This window comes from Pseudomaricurvus sp. (assembly GCF_965662505.1).
Classification (GTDB): Bacteria; Pseudomonadota; Gammaproteobacteria; order Pseudomonadales; family Cellvibrionaceae; genus Pseudomaricurvus.
In genome coordinates this window covers 16,905-40,176 of sequence record NZ_CBFIHX010000008.1, presented here as the reverse complement: position 1 = coordinate 40,176, position 23,272 = coordinate 16,905, and the positions used below count along the sequence as shown (strand labels likewise).

Genomic DNA, 23,272 nt, shown 5'->3' with positions numbered 1-23,272 from the left:
TTGTTTAGACCCTTTTGGAAGCCCATGAACGTTAAAGCCTATATGGCGGAGGTTGGTCGCAAAGCTCGTGAAGCATCCCGAGCCATTGCTGCGGCCACCACCGGAGACAAAAATCGTGCCTTGTTGGCCACGGCGGAGGCCTTGCAGGCGTCGAAAGCCGAGCTGATGGCAGCCAATGCGGAAGATTTGCAGGCTGGTCGGGAAAACGGCCTCGACGATGCTCTGCTGGATCGTCTGGAAATTACCCCCGCGGGGTTCGAAGGCATGATTGAAGGCTTGCGTCAGGTGGCTTCACTGCCGGATCCCTGTGGCGAAATTACCGACATGAGCTTCCGTCCCAGTGGCATTCAACTGGGCAAGATGCGCGTGCCTCTGGGCGTTGTGGGGATTATTTACGAATCGCGTCCCAATGTGACCATCGATGCAGCCAGCCTGTGCCTGAAATCCGGCAATGCCACCATTCTGCGCGGCGGCAGTGAGGCGTTTCGCTCCAATCAGGCCATTGCTCGCTGTATTGCACAGGGGCTGGCTGAAGCAGGGTTGCCGGAATCGGCGGTGCAAATTATCGAAACCACCGATCGCGCAGCGGTTGGCGAGCTGATCACCATGCCCGAATTTGTGGATGTGATTGTGCCTCGCGGCGGTAAAGGTCTGATCGAACGTATCAGCAACGATGCCCGTGTGCCGGTGATCAAGCACCTGGACGGCATCTGTCACGTTTATATTGACGACAAAGCGGATCTGGAAAAAGCGTTTAACATCGCTCTGAACGCCAAGACCCATCGCTACGGTGTGTGCAATGCCATGGAAACGCTGCTGGTGAACGCTGCTGTCGCTCCCGAGATACTCCCCCGTCTGGCGAAAGCCTACGGCGACAAAGGAGTCGAGTTGCGCGGTTGTGAGCGCACCCGGGCGATCATCGAGGCCGAAGTGGCTACCGAAGAGGATTGGGCGACAGAATATTTGGCACCGGTGTTGTCGATTCGCGTTGTGGATGACATGGCACAGGCCATGGATCACATTGCGCAGTACAGCTCTGGCCACACCGAAGCCATAGTTACCGAAGATTACACCCGTGCCCGTCAGTTCCTGGCTCAGGTGGATTCCAGTTCAGTCATGGTCAATGCCTCCACTCGATTTGCCGACGGCTTTGAGTACGGACTGGGCGCTGAAATTGGCATCTCTACGGATAAAATCCACGCCCGCGGTCCAGTGGGGCTGGAAGGTCTGACGTCGCAGAAGTACGTTGTCTTCGGCGATGGCCATATCCGTAACTGACAGTGCAGCTGCCGACCCATAAGCTCAAGGCCATTGGCCTGTTTGGCGGGACCTTTGATCCGGTCCATTATGGTCATCTGCGCATGGCGCTGGAATTTAAGCAGCGTCTGGCCCTCGACGAAATGCACTTGCTGCCTTGCCATCTGCCGCCACACCGCGAGCTGCCGGGGCGTAGCAGTGCGGATCGGGCGGCCATGGTGCGACTGGCTGTGGCGGATTGCCCTGACCTGTCGGTGGACGAGCGGGAGCTGACTCGCGAGGAGCCTTCTTATACCGTCGACACGCTGGCGGAACTGCGCCGGGAGCTGGGTGCCGATGTCTCCCTGTGTTGGTGTGTGGGCATGGACTCTCTGGTGAGCCTGAATCGCTGGCACCGCTGGCGCGAGCTGCTCGATTTTGCTCACCTTGTGGTGGCGGCTCGTCCGGGTTGGGAGCTGCCAGAAACCGGTGAGGTGGCTGAGTGGTATCAGCAGCACCGGGTGTCGGTTGAGGCTCTTCGTAGCCGTCCACAAGGCGGTGTTGCGGTGGTGGAACAGAGCTTGCTGGATATATCGGCCACAACCATTCGTGAGTTGATTGCGACAGACCAATCGCCAGAATTTCTGCTGCCTGACACCGTCAGGCGCTATATTGAAGATAACCGCCTGTATCTTGTATGAGTTACAGGGGGTATTGAACCAAATTTTATTGAACCTAACTTTATTGATCCGTAGTGAAAATTAGTGGCAAAGGAAACCCTGAACTGATGTCCCAAGAATTAAATGAAATAATCCTCAACGCCCTCGATGATCTGAAGGGCAAAGACATTGTCAGTCTTGATGTCAGTGAGTTAACCGATGTAATGGACACCCTCGTCATTGCCAGCGGTACGTCTAACCGACACGTAAAGTCTCTGGCTTCCAACGTGGTGCAGGAAGCCAAAGACCGGGGCATTGCAGCCATCGGTGTAGAGGGGCTCGATTCCGGCGAGTGGGTGTTGGCTGATTTCGGCGATACTGTCTTGCATGTGATGATGCCGTCGACCCGCGATTTCTACGACCTGGAAAAGCTCTGGAGCATGGAGCCCGGTACCCGTAATCAGGATAGCGAGTAAGTTACCGGCTTTAGGGTAGGGACGTCATGCGCTTTAAAATCATAGCGGTCGGTACCCGCATGCCCGGTTGGGTGGAAGAAGGCTATACGGATTATGCCAAACGCCTGCCCCGGGATTTCTCCGTGGAAATGGTTGAGCTGCCGCTGGGGCCGAGAGGAAAGAATGCTTCGGTGGAGAAGGCCATCGCCAAAGAAGGTCAGCAGATGATGGCTGCCATTCCAAAAGGCGATAAAGTGATTGCCCTGGACGTGTTGGGTAAGCCGTGGAGCACGGAAAAACTGGCTGACAATCTCGCCGGCTGGTCCATGGAATGCAGCAATTACAGCTTGTTGATTGGTGGTCCGGATGGCTTGTCTGCGGAATGCCTTGCCCGAGCCGATGCCAAATGGTCGCTCTCAGCGCTGACGCTTCCGCATCCGCTGGTGCGTATTGTTCTGATTGAACAGTTGTATCGGGCCTGGTCCATCCTCAATCACCATCCGTACCACAAGTCCTGATCCCACCATGATAAAAACAACAGGATTATCGCAAGGTTGGTAGCCGCTCTCTTAAAGGCTTAGCTCTCATAAAACAAGGCGTTGAACTTCCAACTCCAGCGCAATGTCCATACAATCACCGATTAACTTTGACCCCCAGGCTTCAGACTGAGCTTTCATGCCGGAACCGCAACATCTCAAAGATCATTATCAGGAAGCCCGGCTGTTTAAGCGTCGGCTGATCTTGGCCGGCCTGATTATTGTGTTGCTGCTCGGTGTGTTGGTGGCCCGGCTGTATAATCTGCAGGTGGTCAATTACGAACTCTACGTGACCCAATCTGATCGCAACCGGGTTCAGGTGCAACCGCTGCCGCCGACACGGGGTCTTATCTTTGATCGCAATGGCACCTTGCTGGCGGATAACCGTCCCACTTACACGCTGACGCTCATTAAAGAACAGGTCAAGGATCTGCAGGCCACATTGGAATTGATTGGCCAGCTGGTTGATTTGCGCGATGGTGATATTGAGGAATTTGAAAAACGCCTCAAGCAGCGCCGGCGTCCCTACGAAGCGGTTCCTTTGAGCTACCGTCTTACCGAAAAAGAAATTGCCCGTTTGGCGGTGAACGAATATCGCCTGCCTGGTGTGAAGGTGGCGGCTGAACTGGTTCGTGATTACCCGTTCAAAGAGATGCTGGCGCACTCGGTAGGTTATGTGGGGCGAATCAATGATCGCGAACTGTCATCGTTTGATGAAGAACAATATCGTCGTTACAGCGGCACCCACACCGTCGGTAAAATCGGACTGGAGCGGCAGTACGAAGCCGAATTACTGGGTGAAGTGGGTTACCAATACGTCGAGACCAATGCTCGGGGACGAGTGTTAAGGGTTCTCGAGAGCATTGCCCCGGAACCGGGAAAGAATCTGAAGCTGTATCTGGATGCGGATTTGCAGCGTGAAGCCATTGAGGCGATGGGAGATTATCGCGGAGCAGTGGTGGCATTGGATGTACACACAGGTGGCGTCCTGTCGATGGTCAGTACACCCAGTTACAATCCCAACCTGTTTGTGACCGGGATCAGTTATAAAGATTACAACGCGCTGAATAATTCCCTCGACCTGCCTTTGTTTAATCGCACGATTCAGGCTCAGTACCCTCCGGGTTCAACGGTCAAGCCGATGTTAGGGTTGGCCGGCTTGCACAACCGTGTAGTAACGCCAGGCTACTCAGTGCGTGACCCTGGGTTCTATCGATTGGAAGGGGATAAACGACTCTACCGGGACTGGAAACGACAGGGGCATGGTAGGCGTGTTGATCTGCTTCAGGCCATTACGGAATCCTGTGATACCTATTTCTACGATTTGGCTTTCAATATGGGCATCGACAAGATCCATGAATTCGGTATCCAGTTTGCCCTCGGATCCCGCACCGGTATCGATATTCCCAGTGAGCGCAAAGGCATTTGGCCATCCCGTGAATGGAAACGCGCTGTTCGCGGTTTGCCATGGTTTCCTGGGGACAGTCTCAATGTGGGCATTGGCCAGGGGGATGTGCTGACCACGCCGTTACAACTGGCAGTGATGACGGCAACCCTGGCCAATCGCGGTCATTATATTCAGCCGCATCTTGTGCAAACAGTTGGAGGTGAGCCGATTGAAATGAAAGAGCATGCGATTACGGATATCTCTGAAAAGAACTGGGATTTTATTTTCAGCACTATGGAAAATGTGGTGCATGACCGCCACGGCACCGCACATAACAGTATTGGCCGCGACTTGAGCTACCGCATGGCTGGCAAAACCGGTACCGCTCAGGTGGTGGGGATTGCGCAAGGGGAAAAATACGATTCTGAGGCTCTGGCAGAGCGTCAGCGAGATCACGCTCTGTTCGTCGCCTTTGCGCCAGCGGATGATCCTAAAATTGCAGTTGCAGTGATTGTGGAAAACGGTGAAAAAAGCTCCAAGGCTGCCGGCGTAACACGCCGGGTGATTGATCGTTATCTGCAGCTGGAGGCCGAACGGGAGCAGATGATCCCCCAGTCGCCGGAACGTGATTCGGTCGCATCCAGAGTTAAGAGGTAGTTGGTCGTGAGCAGAGTCAGTGATTTTCAGCGTCGCATGCCGGAGGCCAGTCGAGATCTGCGACGTCCTATTGGTTTGTGGCAGCGTTTGCATATCGATTTGCCGCTACTGCTGGGGTTGTTGGCTCTGACCGTATTTGGTCTTATCGTGCTGTACAGTGCCAGTGGTGAAGATATTCATTATGTGCAGCGGCAGAGTGTCTTTATGGTGCTTGCTTACGGTGTGATGTTTACGACGGCGCAATTCAGAACCCATACCATGGAGTTTTGGTCCCCCTGGATTTACGGGTTCGGGATCATACTTCTGATTCTGGTTTTGGTCATGGGGGTGGGCGCAAAAGGTGCTCAACGATGGTTGAGTCTGGGCGTCATCCGTTTTCAACCTTCCGAAGTCCTCAAGCTGGGCATGCCGCTGGTTCTGTCCGCGTATTTATCTCACCGTATCCTGCCGCCAGGCTTTAAGCATGTTTTCTTTACGCTGCTGCTGATTGGCATCCCTGCCTTGTTGATTATGAAACAGCCGGATTTGGGTACCTCCATTCTGATCGCTGCGTCGGGTTTGTTTGTTCTGTTCTTCGCGGGGCTGCGCTGGACATACATTATGTCGGCGGTGGGTATTGTGGTTGCCAGTGCCTGGCCTATATGGATGTTTGTGTTACACGGTTATCAGAAGCAGCGCATCCTCACCATGCTGAATCCGGAAGCCGATAAATTGGGGGCGGGCTGGAATATTATTCAGTCCAAAACCGCAATTGGTTCCGGCGGTTTGTATGGCAAGGGATGGTTGAACGGCACCCAGTCACAACTGGACTTTCTGCCCGAAAGCCATACCGATTTTATCATTGCGGTACTGGCTGAAGAGTTCGGGTTGGCAGGCGTGTTGTTGCTGTTGGCGCTTTACACCTGGATTATTGGTTGCGGTCTGCGTATCGCCATGAGTGCTCAAAATACCTTTGGGCGATTGTTGGCCGGGAGCATTACCTTCACCTTTTTTGTCTATGTCTTTGTAAATATAGGTATGGTTTCGGGTTTATTGCCGGTTGTTGGGGTACCGTTACCGCTGGTGAGTCACGGGGGCACGTCGATTGTGACCTTGATGATGGGATTTGGCATCCTGATGGCGATCAGCACTGAGCGCCGCCGGGTTGGATTCGGATAAGAATACAGAGCCGAAGGTGAAGCGCCTTCGGCCACAGGAGAGGGTTGTGGAGAATTCTTTGGCTGGTTTAACTCGTGTGAAAAACACAGCGCTGCAGCGCTTGTGTGCCTGGACTGGACGAGGATTGAAAGGTGCTGCCGTGATGGCTGCCTGTTTGAGTGCCGGCGTGGTGTCGGCCGCTAATTATGCGGATGATTCCGGAGCCACGGCTTTCATTGATCAGATGGTGAAAGACTATGGGTTTAGCGAGGACGAGCTGAAAGGCTGGTTGTCACAGGCTGAGAAAAAGCAGTCTATTCTGGATGCTATTTCCCGTCCGGCGGAAAAGACCAAGACCTGGGCTGAGTATCGCAAAATCTTTGTGACGTCCTCGCGCGTCAGCAAAGGTGTCGATTTTTGGCAAGAAAACAGCGAAGCACTGACGAAAGCCGAAACAACCTACGGTGTTCCCGCCGAAATCATTGTCGCCATCATCGGTGTTGAAACCCGTTATGGTCAGTACATGGGAAGTTATCGGGTGATAGACGCGCTCTCGACACTGGCGTTTGACTATCCGCCCCGCAGTCCGTTCTTTACCAAAGAGCTGCGTGAATTTCTTATCCTGACGCGCGAGCAAAACCGTGATCCTCTGAGCTTGAAAGGTTCCTACGCCGGAGCGATGGGTTTTGGTCAGTTTATGCCTTCCAGTTACCGCGCTTATGCCGCAGATTTTGACGATGATGGTTTTATTGATATTTGGGAAAACCGCAAAGACGCCATCGGCAGTGTAGCCAACTATTTTGTGCGCCACGGCTGGAAAAAAGACGAGCCAGTGGTGGTGCGTGCGCGGACTCGGGCCGGCTACGACAAGTCCGTTCTCAATGATTCACTAAAACCATTGCACACCGTTGCCAGTCTTGAGGAAAAAGGTTTTACCCCAGTGACATCCTTACCGGGGAAGGACAAGGCCACGGCCATCGAGCTGGAGGGAGAGCACGGCACGGAGTTCTGGATGGGGCTGAATAATTTCTACGTCATTACCCGCTATAACCACAGCCGTTTGTACGCCATGGCGGTGTATCAGTTAAGCCAGGAAATTCTTCAGGCAAAAGGCGATCGGTAGGCCCTGGTGGGCATTTTGCACGATTACCTGTCGCCCAAAGCATCAAGACGATCAAAAAACGTCATAAATGCGAGCTAAAGAGTGGATCAGGCTTCCCGCTTCGTATAACTTTGTCGAGTCTTTTTACCTTGTCGTCAGATGTCTTTAATTATGCAAATTCAGAGTAGATACGGGATGGGGTCATTGGTGGATCAGGCATCAGTGACACCGGCTTCTCAACCACAATACCGGGCTGTCTTATTGTTCATGGCTCTGGGCATGTTGTTTCTTTCAGCCTGTTCTACACAAAAACCTGTGGTCCAGAAGCCCCGCAGCGACAGTAGCCAGATTATTGTCAATGTGCCAACCGATGTGAAAGACAGTGGGCCAGCCCAAGACGTGGATGTTTCGCACATCCCTGATGCGGTGCCTCGTAAAGAAGTTCGCACCAGGGCGGGTAACAAATCGCCTTATAAAGTACTGGGTAAAACCTACCGTGTCCTGCCAACCGATAAAGATTTCGTGCAGGTAGGGCGAGCCTCGTGGTACGGCAACAAGTTTCATGGCAAGCGTACCGCCAACGGTGAACTGTACAGCATGTACGGGATGACGGCTGCGCATAAGACGCTGCCAATACCTTCTTACGTTAAGGTAACTAATCTGGCCAATGGTCGAGAGGTGATTGTTCGGATCAACGATCGGGGTCCTTTTCATAAAGGGCGGGTGATTGATCTGTCCTACGCCGCCGCCAGTAAGCTGGGGTATTTGAAGCAGGGCACCGCTGAAGTCCGGGTAGAGGCGATTCAGCCATTGGATAAGGTGGCAGTGAGTCATCCAGCGGCTCCACAGCTGCCGGTGGCGAAGGGGGCAGCTCGGACTGATTTGCCAAAAGCGCCTGCGCCACAGAACTCTGCAGGGTTTGCATTGCCTGATAATACCTTTCTTCAGGCCGGTGCCTTTTCGACACCTGCCGCAGCGGAAAATTTACGCAATCAGCTGGGAGAATTAACCACCCTGCCGGTGAAAGTGATCCCCCCTTCGGAAGATGCGCTTTACCGAGTGCAAGTGGGGCCTATCGGAGACAATCTGGTCTTGATGGACTTGCGCAGTCTGTTGGAGAAAAACCGCCTGCCTTCACCACATCTGGTCTACGATTAATTCGAGGGCCTCAAAACTGTGCACTTCCTCGTTTGACTGAGTAAGGTCGACTGTTAAACTAGCCAGCAATGACTCTGGCCGGGGCCTTCTCAATCAATCCTCGGGGAAATAGCCTCTAACAAGGAATTTTTTGGCGTCCTGAGAGTCCATAAGGCCAACCCGTATTAATCATTATCCCACAAGCATTTCTGACGAAGGGATTTCGTTCCACACCAGCAACCAGTTGAGATCCATGAGAACACAATTCGTTTTTAAATCTTTTGTTACCCTGTTTATTTCTTCCATCCTGTTGATGTCGAGTCTGGCGCAGGCGCGTCCTGACATCATTCCTGCCCCACCTCAGTTGGCTGCTACGGGGTATATCCTGATGGATGCCAAGACCGGCAAGGTTTTGGTTGAGAAGAACTCCGATGAGCGTTTGCCTCCTGCCAGCCTGACCAAGTTGATGACCAGCTACATCGTTTCTTCAGAAGTGGAAGGTGGCAACATCGACGAAAACGAAGAAGTGAACATCAGTGTTAAAGCCTGGAAGATGGGCGGATCCAAGATGTTTGTCCGCGAGGGCACCAAAGTGCCGCTGCATGACCTGCTGCTGGGCATGATCGTGCAGTCTGGTAATGATGCCACTGTCGCTCTGGCTGAGTATGTGTCTGGCAGTGAAGGGGCATTTGTCGATGTGATGAACCAGCAGGCCGCTTTGCTGGGTATGACGGGCACTCACTACAAGAATTCGACGGGCTGGCCTGCCGAAGGTCATCTGACCACGGCCAGAGATCAGGCCATTCTGGCGAGAGCCCTAATTAACGACTTTCCGCGCCACTACGCACTCTATGCAGAAAAATATTTTAAGTACAACGGCATCAATCAGCCCAACCGCAACCGTTTGTTGTTCCGCGATGACAGTGTGGATGGTCTGAAAACCGGCCACACCGAAGAGGCGGGTTACTGTCTGGTGGCGTCGGCTCAGAAAAATGGTATGCGTCTGATTTCCGTGGTGATGGGAACTCGTTCTGACGAGGCGCGTGCCGCGGAGTCACAAAAGCTGCTGTCCTACGGTTTCCGCTACTTTCAGACACACAAGCTCTACAGTGGTGGTGAATCGCTGCAGCAAAGCCGCGTTTGGGGCGGTAAGAGCAAAGAGGTGTCTCTGGGCCTGGCCGACGATCTTTATCTCACCATCCCGCGCGGCGCGGATGACGATCTGGATGCCAAAATCTTTATTGATGATGTGATAAAAGCGCCAATCAGCGAGGGTCAGGAGCTGGGTAATCTGACCGTGGTACTCAACGACGAGACTCTTGTGGATCAGCCGCTGGTGGCATTGACGGCGGTAGAACAGGCCGGTTTCTTTGCTCGCCTGTGGGACAGTATCAAGCTGTTTTTCCTCGGACTATTCTCCTAACGATTTGTTTTTCATGGGAATCTTTGCTGTTCTCGGCAAATAACCCTGGATTTTGGCGGGAGAAGTGACGCTTTTCCCGCCGGTTCCTTTCCTCGAGAGCCAATAGTGGCTACCTCGCACCGGGGTTCTTCTCAAGGTATAATGACAGCTTTTCAACCCCTGAAAGTGCTGTTATGAGTGACCCTAAAGCCAGTTCTGGTCAAGAACCACCGAAAATTGAATTTCCCTGTGCCGATTACCCGGTGAAAGTGATGGGTGATTCGGGACCGGAATACCATGCCTACGCTGTCGAAGTGATGGAGCGTCACGCCCCGGGGCTGGATCGCACCCGGATTACGGTGCGCGAGAGCGGCAAGGGGACCTTTCAGTCGATTACGTTTTTTATTACTGCGACCGGTGTAGATCAGTTGCAGGCGCTGCATGAAGAGCTGAAAAGCCACCCCAAAACCAAGATGGTGCTGTGATGGCGGACCGAGAGACACTGCGCATTCGCTATCTGGGGCTGCAGGATTACCGGCCCGTATGGCGAGCCATGTCCAATTTTACCGATCAGCGTGATGAATCCACACCCGATGAGCTTTGGCTGGTAGAACACCCGCCGGTCTTTACTCAGGGGCAGGCGGGCAAAGAAGAACATTTGCTGATGCCTGGCGATATTCCTGTGGTTCAGGTGGATCGCGGCGGCCAGGTCACCTATCACTGCCCCGGGCAGCTGGTGGCTTATCCGCTGGTGGATATCCGTCGACGAGGTGTGGGGGTGCGCGATCTGGTCACCAATACCGAGAAAACCTTGGTGGATACGCTGGCCGAGCTTGATATTGAAGCTTATCCCAAAGCCGATGCCCCCGGTGTTTATGTCAACGATGACAAGGTGGCTTCGCTGGGCTTCCGGATTCGTAAAGGTTGCAGCTACCACGGCTTGAGCCTGAATGTGAATATGGACCTGAGTGGCTTCGCGCGCATTAATCCCTGTGGCTATCAGGGGTTGAAGATGGTTCGCACGGTGGATTTGTCCAGCGATGAGCGAGCCGCTTCTGTGGCTGCGCTGGAGCCGTTGATTGTGGAGCACTTTGTAAAACACCTGGGCTACACCAACACAGAAATAGCCGACGATGCACCACAGGTGCTGATTGATTTCTCCGATCCCGAGACAGAAGCATTATGACCACTGATACGAGTATGGAACCAGTAAAGCGCACACGTCGCCTGAAACAGGGTGAAAAGTTGCGTGATGCAGACAAAGTGGAACGGATTCCTGTCAAAGTGATTGCTACCGACGAATTGAAGCGCAAGCCGGACTGGATTCGGGTTCGTGTAGGTAATTCGCCGGAAGTAGACCGCATCAAGAAAATTCTGCGGAAAAACAAACTGGCAACAGTTTGCGAAGAGGCCAACTGCCCAAACCTGAGCGAGTGCTTCAGTGGCGGCACAGCCACCTTTATGATTATGGGTGAAATCTGTACCCGTCGCTGTCCCTTCTGCGATGTGGGCCATGGTAAGCCCAATCCACTGGATGACAACGAGCCTGTGCATCTGGCCAAAGCCATTGCCGATATGAGCCTTAAATACGTTGTGATTACTTCAGTGGATCGCGATGACCTGCGCGATGGCGGTGCTCAACATTTTGCCGATTGTATCCGCGAATCCCGCGAACGCTCGCCCAATCTTGAAGTGGAAATCCTGACGCCGGACTTTCGCGGTCGTATGGACGTGGCTCTCGATATTCTCGAAAAAGAAGCTCCGGATGTGTTTAACCACAATCTGGAAACGGTACCTCGTCTGTATCGCACATCTCGCCCCGGTGCTAACTATAAGTGGTCACTCAAACTGCTGCAGGAATTCAAGAAGCGCCGTCCTGATGTCATGACCAAATCTGGACTGATGGTGGGGCTGGGTGAAACCAAGGAGGAAATCTTTGAAGTGATGCGCGATATGCGTGAGCACGACATCGATATGATCACCATTGGCCAATATCTGCAGCCATCCCGGGATCACTTGCCGGTTGACCGCTACGTCCACCCGGATGAATTTGACGAGTACACGGCGATGGCAACCGAGTTGGGCTTTAAGCGCGCCGCCTGTGGCCCGTTGGTTCGCTCTTCCTACCACGCCGATAAGCAGGCACACGGGGAAGAAGTTAAGTAATTAAAAGCATCGAGAGGCGGGGATCCTGCCTCTCGTGCTTCTCCCTTCATGTCAGCCTGTTCCGGGGCTTTCTTTCTACCAGGGCAGTTCCTCTCCGTTGGAATGCCAGAAGCGCCCGCTGTTATCCAATGTCAGTTCTTCAATTCTCGTTGACAGTCGTTGTGCGGCTTCGTCAGGCGTAATGTCGCCGTACCCACCGATCATATCCGTACTGACCAGTCCCGGATGTAAAATTGCCACAGCGATCTTGCGGGGTTTCATTTCTTCCGCAATGGATTTTGCCGCAACGTTCAGAGCGGCTTTAGACATGCGATAGCCGTAATAGCCGCCACTGGAGTTGTCCGCGATGGAGCTCATGCGGCTGGTGATAAAGGCGATCTTGCTGCCTGCTGACAGCTTGTCGGCAAGCGCTTCGGTGAGCAGTATGGGAGCCAGCGCATTGGTTTCAAATTGCTCCCGAATGGTCTCGCTGTGCAATTGTCCAAAAGACTCTTCCCGCAGAATACCCGCATTGTTGATCAGCAGATCTACGGTAACACCGGTCAGGGCCTGGCGTAATTGCTCAATTCCGTCGCTGTTGGTAATGTCGATGCCCGGAAGGATGTTGATGTTCAGCGCTTCCAGTTCTTGGGAAGTTTGTCGGCAGGCTGCGTAGACAGTAGCGCCCTGTTTGGCGTACAGACGAGCAAAAGACAGCCCGATGCCGCGGTTGGCTCCGGTAATGACTACAACCTCATCTACAACCTCAACTACAACCTTAGATTGCATGGTTTAAACTCCGATCATTAGGGGTGGTACACTCACAGGTGTGGTATGGACCTCATACTAACACTGAATCAACAGACCTTTGATGATTGGGGGTTGGTGTGGTGTTCATTTTGGTATTAAATATGCCCGTTGAATTACGTGCTATCGGTTTTACACAGAGCTGATCACGCACCTGACTTGCGCGCATCCAATTGCATGCATCTAACCTGTGAGACCCTGGATTAATGTCTGATCTCATCAATCGCCTGTCGGGCGAAACCAGCCCTTACCTCCAGGCTCACAGTCAGCAACCTGTGCACTGGCAGACCTGGACGGCGGAAACGCTCAGGCTGGCCCAGAGCCAGAAAAAGCCGATATTGCTGTCTATTGGCTATTCAGCGTGCCACTGGTGCCATGGCATGGCACGGGAGTCGTTTAGCGATCCGGCGACGGCGGCGTTGATGAACGAATACTTCATCAATATCAAAGTCGACCGTGAAGAGCGTCCGGATCTGGATGATGTGTATCAGACCGCTCATCAGATGCTGACTGGGCGCCCTGGCGGCTGGCCGTTGACGATGTTTTTGTGTCCCGAAACTCAACTGCCGTTTCTGGCAGGAACCTATTTCGCCAAAAATGCCCATGAAGGCCAGCTGGGGTTTGATGATCTGCTGGAACGGGTAAACAGTTACTTTGTTCATCAGCAGCAAGACTTCAAAATGCTGCGCAATCAGGTTGAAGCCAGTTTTCAGCAGTTGATGCAGCCTGTGTTAAGTGGCTCTGATCAGGCCAGTGTGACGTTGTTGCCAGCGGCGCTGCGGAGTTTACGGGCTAATCAGGACGAGGCGGAAGGCGGGTTTGGTGCGCCGCCGAAATTTCCGCTGCCGGTGAATCTTTCACTGTTATTGCAGGTGGAGTCCAGCCATCAATTGTCGGAATACGACAAAGCCCATTTACACTTGTCGTTAAGTCAAATGGCTCAACGCGGCATTAACGATCGTATTGGGGGCGGGTTCTTTCGTTACAGTACTGATGCGGGCTGGAACATTCCTCACTTTGAGAAAATGCTGTACGACAATGGCTTGCTGCTGGATGTCTACGCTCGCGCCTGGATACAAACCGATAACCCGTTGTACAAGAGTGCAGCGCTAGGCATCGTACGCTGGTTGCGACAGCATATGTTGACTCTTCACGGTACGTTTTTCTCTGCGATGGATGCAGAAACCAACGGCAAAGAAGGTGCTTATTACACTTTGGCGCTGGATGAAATTCGTTCCAGTTTAACGCCGGAAGAATTCACCCTGTTTCAGCAAATGTTTGGTTTGCGAGGAGAGGCCAACTTTTTTGGTCGCTGGCATCTGTCGCAGCAGGAAGACCTGAATACGGCGGCTAAACAGCTGATGCTGACTCGCGAGACAGCGCTCGAACTGTATCGCGGCGGGCGAGAAAAAATTGAAAATCTTCGCGCTTACAATCCACTGCCTCTCATTGATCACAAGGTTCTGACCGGCTGGAATGCCCTGGTGATTAAAGGATTGTTGGTACTGGCTCGTAAAGATAATGAGCTGCGGGAGTTGTCGCTGGCTCATGGCGCGATAGATTTTATCCGCGAAAACATGTGGGTGAATCAGCGTTTATTTGCCGGTTGGCAGGGCGAAAAGCCCGTCCGCCATGCGTATTTGGATGACTTTGTGTTCCTGATGGATGCCTTGCTGGAAAGTCTGCAGACGCAATGGCGAGATGAAGACTACCAGTTTGTGATCGCACTGGCAGAGTCTCTGCTGCGGTTGCATGAAGACAAAGAGTTTGGCGGTTTCTTCTATACCGCTCACGATGCGGAATCGTTAATTTACCGCAGCAAGCCCTTTATGGATACCGCTGTACCGTCAGCTAACGGCATTGCTGCCAAGGTGCTGTTGCGATTGGGGCACTTAACCGCCGAGCCACGTTATTTGCAGGCCGCACAAAAGCTGTTCTCTGCGGCACTGCCAGTGATGCAGCAATCTCCCGAGACGCATTTGACGTTAGTTCAGGTGCATCAGGAATCACTGCAGCCCTTGCCGCAGGTGATGATAATGGACAACGGCTTTATGGATGTCTGGGAGCGGGATATCCGACAAACGTTTCCCGGGCAGGTGTTGTGTTACCGATTGCCATCAGCGGCTGTGCTTCATCCCACAGAAGCGATGAGTATGGATCCGGGGGAGGCGTTGGTTTGCACAGCAGACCGATGTCTCGCGGTGCAGAAAAGCTGCAATGGCATTATGCATCAACTGACAGAGCTTTTATCCTGAAGTGCTTTGATAGAGCTCAGCAGCATTGGGCGTTGAGCGTCATTAAACGCTTGGGGTAATCCGTAAAGATACCGTCCACACCGAGTTCAGACATCAGTTGCATGTCATCCTCCTCATTGACCGTATACACCCAAACTTTGTAGCCACGTCTGTGGGCATCGTTAACCAGCTCGGCGTTGATAAAATTGATGCTGGGATGGAAAGTGTAAGCGTCCAGCTCGTCAAAACCCGCGGCGTAATGGAGCGGGATGCCCTCAACCAGAATGCCGCGCTTAACTTGTGGCAGGCGCTGCTTAAATCGATACAGTTGAGGATGGTCAAAACTGGATACCACGTACTGATCAAAACCCAGTCCGGAGTCGCGCACAAAGCTCTCCAATGTCGCCGCCACCAGCTCGGCACAATCCGGACTTTTTAATTCGATGTTGAGTGTGGCTCGGTCGCCAATCAATTGCAGTGCTTCTGTGAGTGAGGCGATGCGATTACCACAGGCTAAAATCAGCTCTTTAAGCTGATGCGGTTGCTGATCAATCAGACGTCCCCCACCGGGCAGTGTTTTACCAAGACGCCGATCATGAGCGATCAACAGCTCGCCTCCCAGGTTCCAGACATCCAGCTCAATGGCATCGACGCCGATATTCAGACTCTCTTCAAAGGCGGCCAGTGTATTTTCTGAAAACTGTTGACTGCCGCCGCGGTGAGCGATGCAGAGTAACGGTTTGGCAAGGGTGGTGTGCGTCATTGAAAAAGCTCTTTAGGTTTCGATAAGTCGTTCAATGGCTGTCATGCATTTGTGGTTAATCAGGACAGCGTTTGTAGCTGGAGTTCGGCCTGTTGTCTATAGCTGCCGCCAAACAGATTGGCGTGATTCAGCAGGTGATAGAGTTGGTACAGCGGCCGCCGCACAGAATAATCCTTGTCTATGGGGCGAACATTGCTATAGCCCCGATAGAAGTCCTCGGGAAAGCGACCGAAGAATTCACTCATGGCCAGATCCGTTTCGGGGTCACCGTAGTAGCATGCGGGATCAAAGATAACCGGAATACTGTCACCTTGCTGTTGACGGTGAAAGCCTATGTTGCCGCGCCACAGATCTCCGTGTACCAGCGCGGGCCGTGGCTGCCGGTTGTGCAGTTGCTCTTCAACCGTTTGCACAATGCGCTGGATAGGTGAGCTGTCCAGAGGTGACTTCCACAGTAAAGTCAGCTGATGGCCGATTCGGTGTCTGGCAAAAAACTGTGACCAGTTTTCTTCCCAGGTATTGGGCTGATAGCTATTGCCACAGTAACTGGGACATTCAAAACCAAAACGATTGCCAGCCGGAGCCTGGTGGAGTCTTGCCAGTTGTTGTCCGGCCAGAAACCAGTCGCCCTCTGCTTGTAAGTCCAGCGCTTCCAGCAGTAAATAGCTGAATGCCTGAAAGTGACCGCTGTGCAGAACCCGGCAGCTCGCAATACAGCCGGCAAACTGCTGATGATGGTGGCAGATCGCCTGCAATCCCTCACTTTCAGCAGTAAATAACGGTTGCCGTGCAAGCTGGTTCAATTTCAGAAAGTATCGGGCTCCTGGTTTGTTGTTCGCTGTGCTTTGAAGGAGATAGCATTCGTGAGTGTCGCCGCCGCTCACCGGGGAGGCGGTGGTGATCGGCCAGATTTGAGAGGGGCCCGCAGGCGCCTTGCTGAGGGCATGCTCAACCAGGTGGTTGATGTCGTCGAGCGTCGGTTGCAGCATTGGGCAGACTCGCGGTCGGTGTCAGCGGACACATGTAAACAGGCAGTGTTATAAGTAGTGTTAATAGACACTGGGGTGTTACTGCGATGATAGTCAGTGTGCGTGGTTTGGCAAGTACCGCAACACTGGTGAACAGGTGTGCTTTGCGGTATAAATGTTTCCAGTATTGAGCCTGTTTTCCGGGGCTTTCCCGGCTGTTTAGCCTAAATAATTCCCGAATCCACCCTGGAGCCGTTATGAGTGACCCGAAAGACCTTCTTGAAAATAACCGGTTATGGGCCGAAGGCGTCAATCACGCTGATCCGGAATATTTCAATAATCTGTCCCGGCAGCAAACCCCTGAATACCTTTGGATTGGCTGTTCGGACAGCCGTATTGCAGCAAACCAGATTGTCGCCATGGAGCCGGGGAGCGTTTTCGTTCACCGCAATATTGCCAACGTGGTGGTGCATACTGACCTGAACTGTCTGTCGGTCATTCAATACGCGGTGGATGTGTTAAAAGTGAAGCATATTGTGGTGGTTGGTCACTATGGCTGTGGTGGGGTTCAGGCGGCACTCGGTCCGGCGAACAATGGCCTGATTGATAACTGGCTGGAACATATCCGCGATGTGTATCACGATCATCAGGCGGCCGTCGACAGTGCGCCTACCGAGAAAGAGCGGGTGAATCGTCTTTGTGAGCTGAATGTGATTGCCCAGGTGGGGAATGTGGCGCAGACCACTATCGTCCGTAACGCCTGGCGTGCGGGCCAGGATCTGACTCTACACGGTTGGGTCTACAGTCTGGAAGATGGATTGGTGCGGGATTTGAAAGTGACCAAGGACGCCTCGTCTTTGAAGTAAAGGCAGTTGCTGACGTAAAGGCAATCGTTGAAAGAAAAACAGTTTACTCCTGATTACCGCACACTTGCCGGAATCCCGCCGCGACAAAGGGGATCATTCGGTCATAAGCCGCCCGGAAATCGTCTGAGCGGCACAGCCCCCGCGACATCTTGTCGATACGCCCGGTATTGGCAAAGGTCAGCGACATCGCCCCCGACATGTAGTGATAACACCAGTAGAGGTCGGCATCGTCCGATTGGGGCAGGGCATCGCGCAGAGCATCCACAAACACATCCACCAGATCGTTGTAGTGCTTGCTCATGAGGACAGGTCCCCAGACAGCGGAATTGTTCACATAAGCCAGTAGCGCGCAGTAATTTTTCCAGCCTTCGTCATTACTTTCCTGTGCGACTTCTAATGGGCGAAGAAATGCCTCAATAATCTTTTCCACTGAAATCACACCCGGTGCAGCATCCTGTTGTGCACTCTGCAGAGCGGTTAAGCGCTGCTCGTTGAGAATTTGTGCGCGGCGCTTGAAGACAGTATCGAACAGTTGTTGCTTTGGGCCAAAGTAATAATTGATCAACGCCACGTCTACACCAGCGGTATTGGCCAGTGTTCTCAGTGTCACACCGTCGTAACCGTGCAGGGCAAACAGCTCTTCGGCGGCATTCAGAATGCGATCTCCGCGTTCTGACTTGTCTTTGTCAGAGCTGCGCGGGCGTCCAACTTTGGCTGGGGCTTTGGGTGCTGTTTTGGGGGCGGGCATGAGTGGTTTTCCGGTGGTTTGAGACATGGATTCTACGCAAGGGTTGACAATTCAACAAGCGATGAATTTAAATGAAGGCATACTAACGACAATAATAGAGAGTAATTTATGTCTGCCGAGCTGTTTAAGGTTGTGTGCGTGGGCTTCTATGTGTTGCTGACGCTGTGGCTGTCCTGGGTGGGGATGCGTAAAACCCGGGACATCAAGGGCTTCTCCATCGGCAACAAGGATATGAGCCCCTGGGTGATCGGTATTACCATGGCGGCATCGGTATCCTCTACCGCGACTTTCGTCATTAACCCCGGATTTGTGTATGTGCATGGCGTCTCTGCGTTTGTGCATTACGCGGTGGCCGGCAGCGCCGGGATCATGTGCGCTTTCCTGTTGTTGACTCGGCGATTTCGCCAACTGGGTGACGATAGCGGCGCAATCACCATTCCAGACTGGATTTATCAACGCTACCAAAGCCGTTCACTCAGTACCTTTTTTGCCCTGATCAATTTATTGTCGGTGGCCTTTGTGGTGTTGATTCTGGTGGGCTGCAGCTTGTTGTTGAGCCAGTTGTTTCCCATTTCCCAGACCTGGTCGCTGACCCTGATTCTGTTGTTCGTGTTTTCCTATGTCTTAATGGGTGGCAGCTACGCTCACGCTTACACCAACACCTTTCAGGGCGTGATGATGATTGGTGTTGCGCTGTTTATCTTTGTGCAGGGTTTCCATTATTTTCAGGGGGATGTGGTGGCCAGCCTGCGCTCGGTAGGCGGACATTATGCGAGCATCTTTAACCCGGACAGCAACCTCTACTACGACTTTTTCTCGGTGTTTTTCAGCGGGTTTGTGGTGACTTTCGCGTTGATGATGCAGCCGCACATCCTCACCAAAATGCTGTATTTGAAAAACGATCGCGATGTGAAACGGTTTTTGTGGTCCACCTTCTTGTCCGGAACCTGCTTCATGTTAATGCTGGCAGTGGGTTTTTACGCGCGCTTAAAAGGGATGGAGGTTCCACAGCAGGACGGTGTTGTGGTGAGTTACATCACCTCGGAATTCTCCGGGGTAAGCTGGGGACCATACGCTCTGGTGTTCATCTCCATCACTCTGTTGGCGGCGGGGATGAGCACGCTGGACGGCATTCTGGTGTCGGTATCCGCGATGGTGGTGAAGGACTTGTACCTGCCATTCAGCGGTAAAGGCCAGTTTGAACCGGGGCGTGGATTGTTGCTTTCCAGAGTCGTGTTGGTGGGGGTTGGATTGCTGGCTTATGCGGTCGCGCTCAACCCTCCGGCGCTGGTGGGGCTGTTTGCGCAGAAAGGTGTGTATGGCCTGGCGGCCGCCTCGATGGTGCCGATTGTCTTGGGCACTCTGTTGCGTAAGCCGCCGCCGGTGTTGGTTGCCTGGGCGGCCGCGGCCACGGGGCTGTTGGTACATCTGTTGTGCACTTTTGCGCTGGGCGTGGCCAATCCGGCTGTTTCCGCCACCTATGCCATCGTTTTATCGGCTCTGGTCGCCGGTATTTTGATGCTTGTTATTTCGTTTAAAAATAAAAAGTCTGAAGTTGATTCTGAAATATATTCAACACCTGTTGAAAATACCGTTGACAATTCATCGGGTGTTGAATTTAAATAGATTGCACGAGTTAATCACACTCAGGGTGCAGAGGTACAGAGGTGTATGTGTGGCGCAGTCAGCGTTTCATGTCACTGCTGATACCGATGCCAATAATAAAAATTAAACACAGCAGGTTCAGAGCATGAAGACAAAATCCCTTAGCAAGAATCCCCTAGCCGGTGTCATCGCTGTCGCAGTTGCCTTGTCCGGTTCCAGTACAGTCTTTGCCGCCGATCAAAAAATTGCCCTCGAAGAAGTGATTGTTACAGCACAAAAACGTGAGCAGAACATGCAGGACGTTCCTGTTGCGGTCACCGCTTTTTCGGCAGAGGATTTAAACAATGCCGGTGTGCAGGATGTCACTGAAATTCAGAAGACCGCACCCAACGTCACCATGCAAGTCAGCCGTGGTACCAATACCACGTTGACGGCCTATGTGCGTGGCATTGGCCAGGCTGATCCCTTGTGGGGCTTTGAGCCCGGTGTGGGTTTGTATGTGGATGATGTCTATCTGGCGCGCCCTCAGGGCGGCGTATTGGATGTTTACGATGTGGAGCGTATCGAAGTGCTGCGTGGGCCACAGGGTACTTTGTACGGCAAAAACACCATCGGTGGTGCCGTGAAATACGTGACCAAGCGTTTAACCGGCGAGCCTGAATTGAGCATCAGTGGCGCTCTGGGTTCCTATAACCAGCGGGACATTAAGATTGCCGGGCAGTTGCCTTTGATCGAAGACAAGTTGTTGTTTGGTGCATCGGTGGCGCAATTTAAGCGTGACGGTTTTGGTGAGTTTTTGGTGAGTGGCGATGACAACTACAACAAGGATGTCACCGCCGCGCGTGTCAGTCTGGAGTTTTTGCCGACGGATAATCTGTCGTTCCTGTTCAGTGCCGACAAAACCGATGACGATTCCAATGCGAAAGGCGGTCATCGGATGACTCCCAGCGTGTATCTGCCTTCAGAACCGATTCCTTCCAGTGTCTACGATACTTATGCGGACATGGATACCTATAACAGCGTCGAAAGCTCCGGTGCTTCACTGACGGTGAGCTGGGATATTAACGATGCCGTCAGACTGAAATCCATCACGGCGTATCGGGAAGGGGATACCTACACCAATATCGATTTTGATAACACGTCTCTGCCCTCGGCTCATGTGCCGGCCGTGTATAACGACGATCAAACCACACAGGAATTCCAGCTTAGCTACACCGGTGAAAAACTGGAAATGGTGGGTGGTTTGTATTACTACGAGGGGACGGCTTCCGGGGCATTTGATGTCATCTTGGGCGCTTTTAATGCCGCTGGTCCTTTTGATCCTTCACTGGGATCTTTTGATGCGCTGTCTGCCGGCTCTGTTGATACCACCAGTTATGCAGCGTATATGCATGCGACCTACACCTTTAACGACACCTGGGCATTGACTCTGGGTGGTCGTTACACCATGGATGAAAAGTCAGCGGATGTTTACAAAGAACAGCTGTTCGTTGACGGCACTTCGTCAGCGGTGGGCGGGCAGGATTTGTTATCTCTCGCGGTGTTGACGGATTATCAAAACGACAACGAGTGGAAAAAGTTCTCGCCTCGGATCAGTGTTGATTACACGTTGAATGACGACACCTTGATTTACGCGTCCTACAGTGAAGGCTTCAAAAGTGGCGGCTTTGATATGCGCGGTGATGCAAGCAAAAATCCGGGCACTGTGGATGGTTTTGATCCTGAAACTGTCGAAACCTATGAGTTGGGTGTGAAAGCGGAATTGTTTGATGGTCGTGTCCGCATGAATGCCGCGGCTTTTTACTCTGATTACACGGATATGCAAGTCACCGTACAGGAAAGTACTGATGGTGGATCCAACTATGTCAGCTCTGTTTTAAATGCAGGTGAATCAAAAATTAAGGGCTTTGAATTAGAGGTGGTTGGACAGATCACCGAGAGCTTGTCAGCGGCGTTGATGACCGGGTTTATTGATGCCGAGTATTTGTCAGTAGAAACGCAAACGCCTGCGGGCACCGTTGACCTTGCTGACGATTGGTCTTTCGCCAACACTCCGGAAAAAGTTGCCAGCCTGAAACTGAATTACGCCAGATCGCTGGGTAACTGGGGGGATATTGCTCTGTCTGCCGGTGCTTCGTATCGCAGCGAAACACAAATCTTCCAGGTGGAGTCTGCCATTGACGAAGACAGTTACACATTGTGGGACGCCAGTGCCGTGTGGTACTCCGCCGATGAGCACTGGACTGTTGGGTTGCACGCCAAGAACATTACCGATGAAGAGTATCGGGTAGGTGGCTATAACTTTGCCAACCTGGGCGGTGAAGAAGTGGTTGTGGGATATTACGGCAACCCCAGAACCGTTAGCCTGAACTTTGGTTACCAGTTCTGATTGAAGGGTTGACTGTAATGGGCCTCACACTGCTGCACTGTTTTGTGAGGCCCCTTTTTAACAGCGATGTTTTTCAGGAACGGCCATGACGAAATACAAAGACATCTTTTATCCGGTTGACGATGGCTTGCAGTTGTACGCGCGGGATTATCACCCCGACGGTAATTCTGATGGCAACCGCAACAGCGAAAGTGTGCCGGTATTATGTTTGCACGGTTTGTCTCGTAACTCTGCGGACTTTGAACCTCTGGCCACAGCGCTGGATGGTAAACACCGTTTGGTGGTGGCTGAACAGCGCGGTCGGGGTCGATCAGAGTGGGATACGGAATACCAACGCTACCATTTACTGACCTATGTGCAGGATATGTGGCAGTTGCTGGATCATCTGAAGATGGACAAGGTAATCATCATTGGCACTTCAATGGGGGGCTTGATGGGTATGCTAATGGCCAATCAGTGTCCGGAGCGTATCGCCGGGATGGTGATCAACGATGTCGGGCCGGAAGTGGATCCCAGGGGTATCGGTCGCATTATGGGATACCTTGGGAAAAAAGGCCCAGTCAATAATTGGGTGGATGCGGTAGAGCAAACCCGCGAGATGAATGCGGTGTGTTATCCCTCTTACACTGAGGAACAGTGGCTGGCGATGACCCGGCGTTTGTTTCGGGAAAACGCTCAGGGGGTTCCCGTGTTGGATTATGATCCCATGATCTCGGCACCATTAACCGAAGATCAAAAAGCAGCGTCACCCAGCGACCCCTGGGCATTGTTTAAGAATTTAACAGGCCTTCCTCTGCTGGTGTTGCGGGGTGAGTTGTCTGATTTGTTATCGGAGGCCTGCTTTTTGCGGATGCAATCAGAACAACCCGAGTTGACGGCGGTTGAAGTGCCGGGTGTGGGGCATGCGCCTGCACTGGATGAAGAGGCGGCAGTGTCTGCTATTCGGCACTTTTTGACGCAGTTTTGATAGCAGCCGCTTCACTGGAGTGAGGCTGCAGGTGTGGATGATGGCATGTGCCGGTTAACAAGTCCGGTTGAC

The 23,272-nt window shown here is 52.7% G+C and carries 21 protein-coding genes; 17 read left to right on the top strand and 4 right to left on the bottom strand.

Going from position 1 to position 23,272, the window contains the following annotated elements:
• The first annotated feature begins 24 nt into the window (after positions 1 to 24).
• The 12 genes from ACTG33_RS02080 (at position 25) to lipA (ending at position 11,874) form a co-directional block, all read left to right on the top strand.
• The gene (locus tag ACTG33_RS02080; RefSeq protein ID WP_439133517.1) at positions 25 to 1,278 is read left to right on the top strand and encodes a glutamate-5-semialdehyde dehydrogenase; all 1,254 of its coding nucleotides are present in this window, start codon (positions 25 to 27) and stop codon (positions 1,276 to 1,278) included.
• 2 nt (positions 1,279 to 1,280) lie between these two features.
• Positions 1,281 to 1,937 (top strand): nicotinate-nucleotide adenylyltransferase, encoded by a 657-nt coding sequence (gene nadD / locus ACTG33_RS02075; RefSeq protein WP_439133516.1) that lies wholly within the window; start codon positions 1,281 to 1,283, stop codon positions 1,935 to 1,937.
• Positions 1,938 to 2,023: 86 nt separating this feature from the next.
• Positions 2,024 to 2,371, top strand: a complete 348-nt coding sequence (gene rsfS, locus ACTG33_RS02070; RefSeq protein WP_439133515.1) for a ribosome silencing factor — start codon at positions 2,024 to 2,026, stop codon at positions 2,369 to 2,371.
• Positions 2,372 to 2,397: 26 nt separating this feature from the next.
• Entirely contained in the window at positions 2,398 to 2,868 is a 471-nt protein-coding gene (gene rlmH, locus ACTG33_RS02065) for a 23S rRNA (pseudouridine(1915)-N(3))-methyltransferase RlmH (protein ID WP_439133514.1), read from the top strand.
• A 157-nt stretch (positions 2,869 to 3,025) separates the two neighbouring features.
• Complete coding sequence (mrdA, locus tag ACTG33_RS02060; protein WP_439133513.1) at positions 3,026 to 4,930, top strand: penicillin-binding protein 2; 1,905 nt, start codon at positions 3,026 to 3,028, stop codon at positions 4,928 to 4,930.
• A gap of 6 nt (positions 4,931 to 4,936) precedes the next feature.
• A complete protein-coding gene (gene rodA / locus ACTG33_RS02055) occupies positions 4,937 to 6,088 on the top strand; it encodes a rod shape-determining protein RodA (protein ID WP_439133512.1) in 1,152 nt (383 codons plus the stop codon).
• 142 nt (positions 6,089 to 6,230) lie between these two features.
• Positions 6,231 to 7,190 carry a lytic murein transglycosylase B gene (mltB, locus tag ACTG33_RS02050; protein ID WP_439133530.1) on the top strand — a complete coding sequence of 320 codons (960 nt, stop codon included), beginning with the start codon at positions 6,231 to 6,233 and terminating at the stop codon, positions 7,188 to 7,190.
• A gap of 174 nt (positions 7,191 to 7,364) precedes the next feature.
• Positions 7,365 to 8,327, top strand: a complete 963-nt coding sequence (locus ACTG33_RS02045) for a septal ring lytic transglycosylase RlpA family protein (RefSeq protein WP_439133511.1) — start codon at positions 7,365 to 7,367, stop codon at positions 8,325 to 8,327.
• 232 nt (positions 8,328 to 8,559) lie between these two features.
• Positions 8,560 to 9,729 carry a D-alanyl-D-alanine carboxypeptidase family protein gene (locus ACTG33_RS02040; RefSeq protein ID WP_439133510.1) on the top strand — a complete coding sequence of 390 codons (1,170 nt, stop codon included), beginning with the start codon at positions 8,560 to 8,562 and terminating at the stop codon, positions 9,727 to 9,729.
• A gap of 173 nt (positions 9,730 to 9,902) precedes the next feature.
• Complete coding sequence (locus ACTG33_RS02035; RefSeq protein WP_439133509.1) at positions 9,903 to 10,193, top strand: YbeD family protein; 291 nt, start codon at positions 9,903 to 9,905, stop codon at positions 10,191 to 10,193.
• Positions 10,193 to 10,894 carry a lipoyl(octanoyl) transferase LipB gene (gene lipB, locus ACTG33_RS02030; protein ID WP_439133508.1) on the top strand — a complete coding sequence of 234 codons (702 nt, stop codon included), beginning with the start codon at positions 10,193 to 10,195 and terminating at the stop codon, positions 10,892 to 10,894. Before ACTG33_RS02035 ends, lipB begins: the two co-directional genes overlap by 1 nt.
• A 14-nt stretch (positions 10,895 to 10,908) precedes the next feature.
• Positions 10,909 to 11,874: a lipoyl synthase gene (lipA, locus tag ACTG33_RS02025; protein WP_439133507.1), complete on the top strand. Its 966-nt coding sequence runs from the start codon at positions 10,909 to 10,911 to the stop codon at positions 11,872 to 11,874.
• A gap of 75 nt (positions 11,875 to 11,949) precedes the next feature.
• Here the strand turns inward: lipA and ACTG33_RS02020 are convergent, their stop codons facing one another.
• Positions 11,950 to 12,642 (bottom strand): SDR family oxidoreductase, encoded by a 693-nt coding sequence (locus ACTG33_RS02020; protein ID WP_439133506.1) that lies wholly within the window; start codon positions 12,640 to 12,642, stop codon positions 11,950 to 11,952.
• A 224-nt stretch (positions 12,643 to 12,866) separates the two neighbouring features.
• On the opposite strand from ACTG33_RS02020, the gene ACTG33_RS02015 reads away from it, so the two are divergent.
• Positions 12,867 to 14,915, top strand: a complete 2,049-nt coding sequence (locus ACTG33_RS02015; RefSeq protein ID WP_439133505.1) for a thioredoxin domain-containing protein — start codon at positions 12,867 to 12,869, stop codon at positions 14,913 to 14,915.
• A gap of 16 nt (positions 14,916 to 14,931) precedes the next feature.
• Here ACTG33_RS02015 and ACTG33_RS02010 read toward each other — a convergent pair whose 3' ends face one another.
• Both ACTG33_RS02010 and ACTG33_RS02005 read right to left on the bottom strand, forming a co-directional pair.
• Entirely contained in the window at positions 14,932 to 15,657 is a 726-nt protein-coding gene (locus ACTG33_RS02010; protein ID WP_439133504.1) for a glycerophosphodiester phosphodiesterase, read from the bottom strand.
• Positions 15,658 to 15,716: 59 nt separating this feature from the next.
• Complete coding sequence (locus ACTG33_RS02005) at positions 15,717 to 16,646, bottom strand: fructosamine kinase family protein (RefSeq protein WP_439133503.1); 930 nt, start codon at positions 16,644 to 16,646, stop codon at positions 15,717 to 15,719.
• Between the two features lie 236 nt (positions 16,647 to 16,882).
• Between ACTG33_RS02005 and can the strand changes: the two genes are divergently transcribed.
• On the top strand, positions 16,883 to 17,491 hold the full coding sequence (can, locus tag ACTG33_RS02000; protein WP_439133502.1) for a carbonate dehydratase: 609 nt from the start codon (positions 16,883 to 16,885) through the stop codon (positions 17,489 to 17,491).
• Between the two features lie 43 nt (positions 17,492 to 17,534).
• On the opposite strand, the gene ACTG33_RS01995 is transcribed toward can, so the two are convergent.
• A complete protein-coding gene (locus tag ACTG33_RS01995) occupies positions 17,535 to 18,239 on the bottom strand; it encodes a TetR/AcrR family transcriptional regulator (protein WP_439133501.1) in 705 nt (234 codons plus the stop codon).
• Between the two features lie 108 nt (positions 18,240 to 18,347).
• Between ACTG33_RS01995 and ACTG33_RS01990 the strand changes: the two genes are divergently transcribed.
• The 3 genes from ACTG33_RS01990 (at position 18,348) to ACTG33_RS01980 (ending at position 23,200) form a co-directional block, all read left to right on the top strand.
• Positions 18,348 to 19,865 (top strand): sodium:solute symporter family transporter, encoded by a 1,518-nt coding sequence (locus tag ACTG33_RS01990; RefSeq protein WP_439133500.1) that lies wholly within the window; start codon positions 18,348 to 18,350, stop codon positions 19,863 to 19,865.
• A 124-nt stretch (positions 19,866 to 19,989) separates the two neighbouring features.
• The gene (locus ACTG33_RS01985; protein WP_439133499.1) at positions 19,990 to 22,233 is read left to right on the top strand and encodes a TonB-dependent receptor; all 2,244 of its coding nucleotides are present in this window, start codon (positions 19,990 to 19,992) and stop codon (positions 22,231 to 22,233) included.
• 85 nt (positions 22,234 to 22,318) lie between these two features.
• Positions 22,319 to 23,200 (top strand): alpha/beta fold hydrolase, encoded by an 882-nt coding sequence (locus ACTG33_RS01980; protein ID WP_439133498.1) that lies wholly within the window; start codon positions 22,319 to 22,321, stop codon positions 23,198 to 23,200.
• The last annotated feature ends 72 nt before the right edge of the window (positions 23,201 to 23,272 follow it).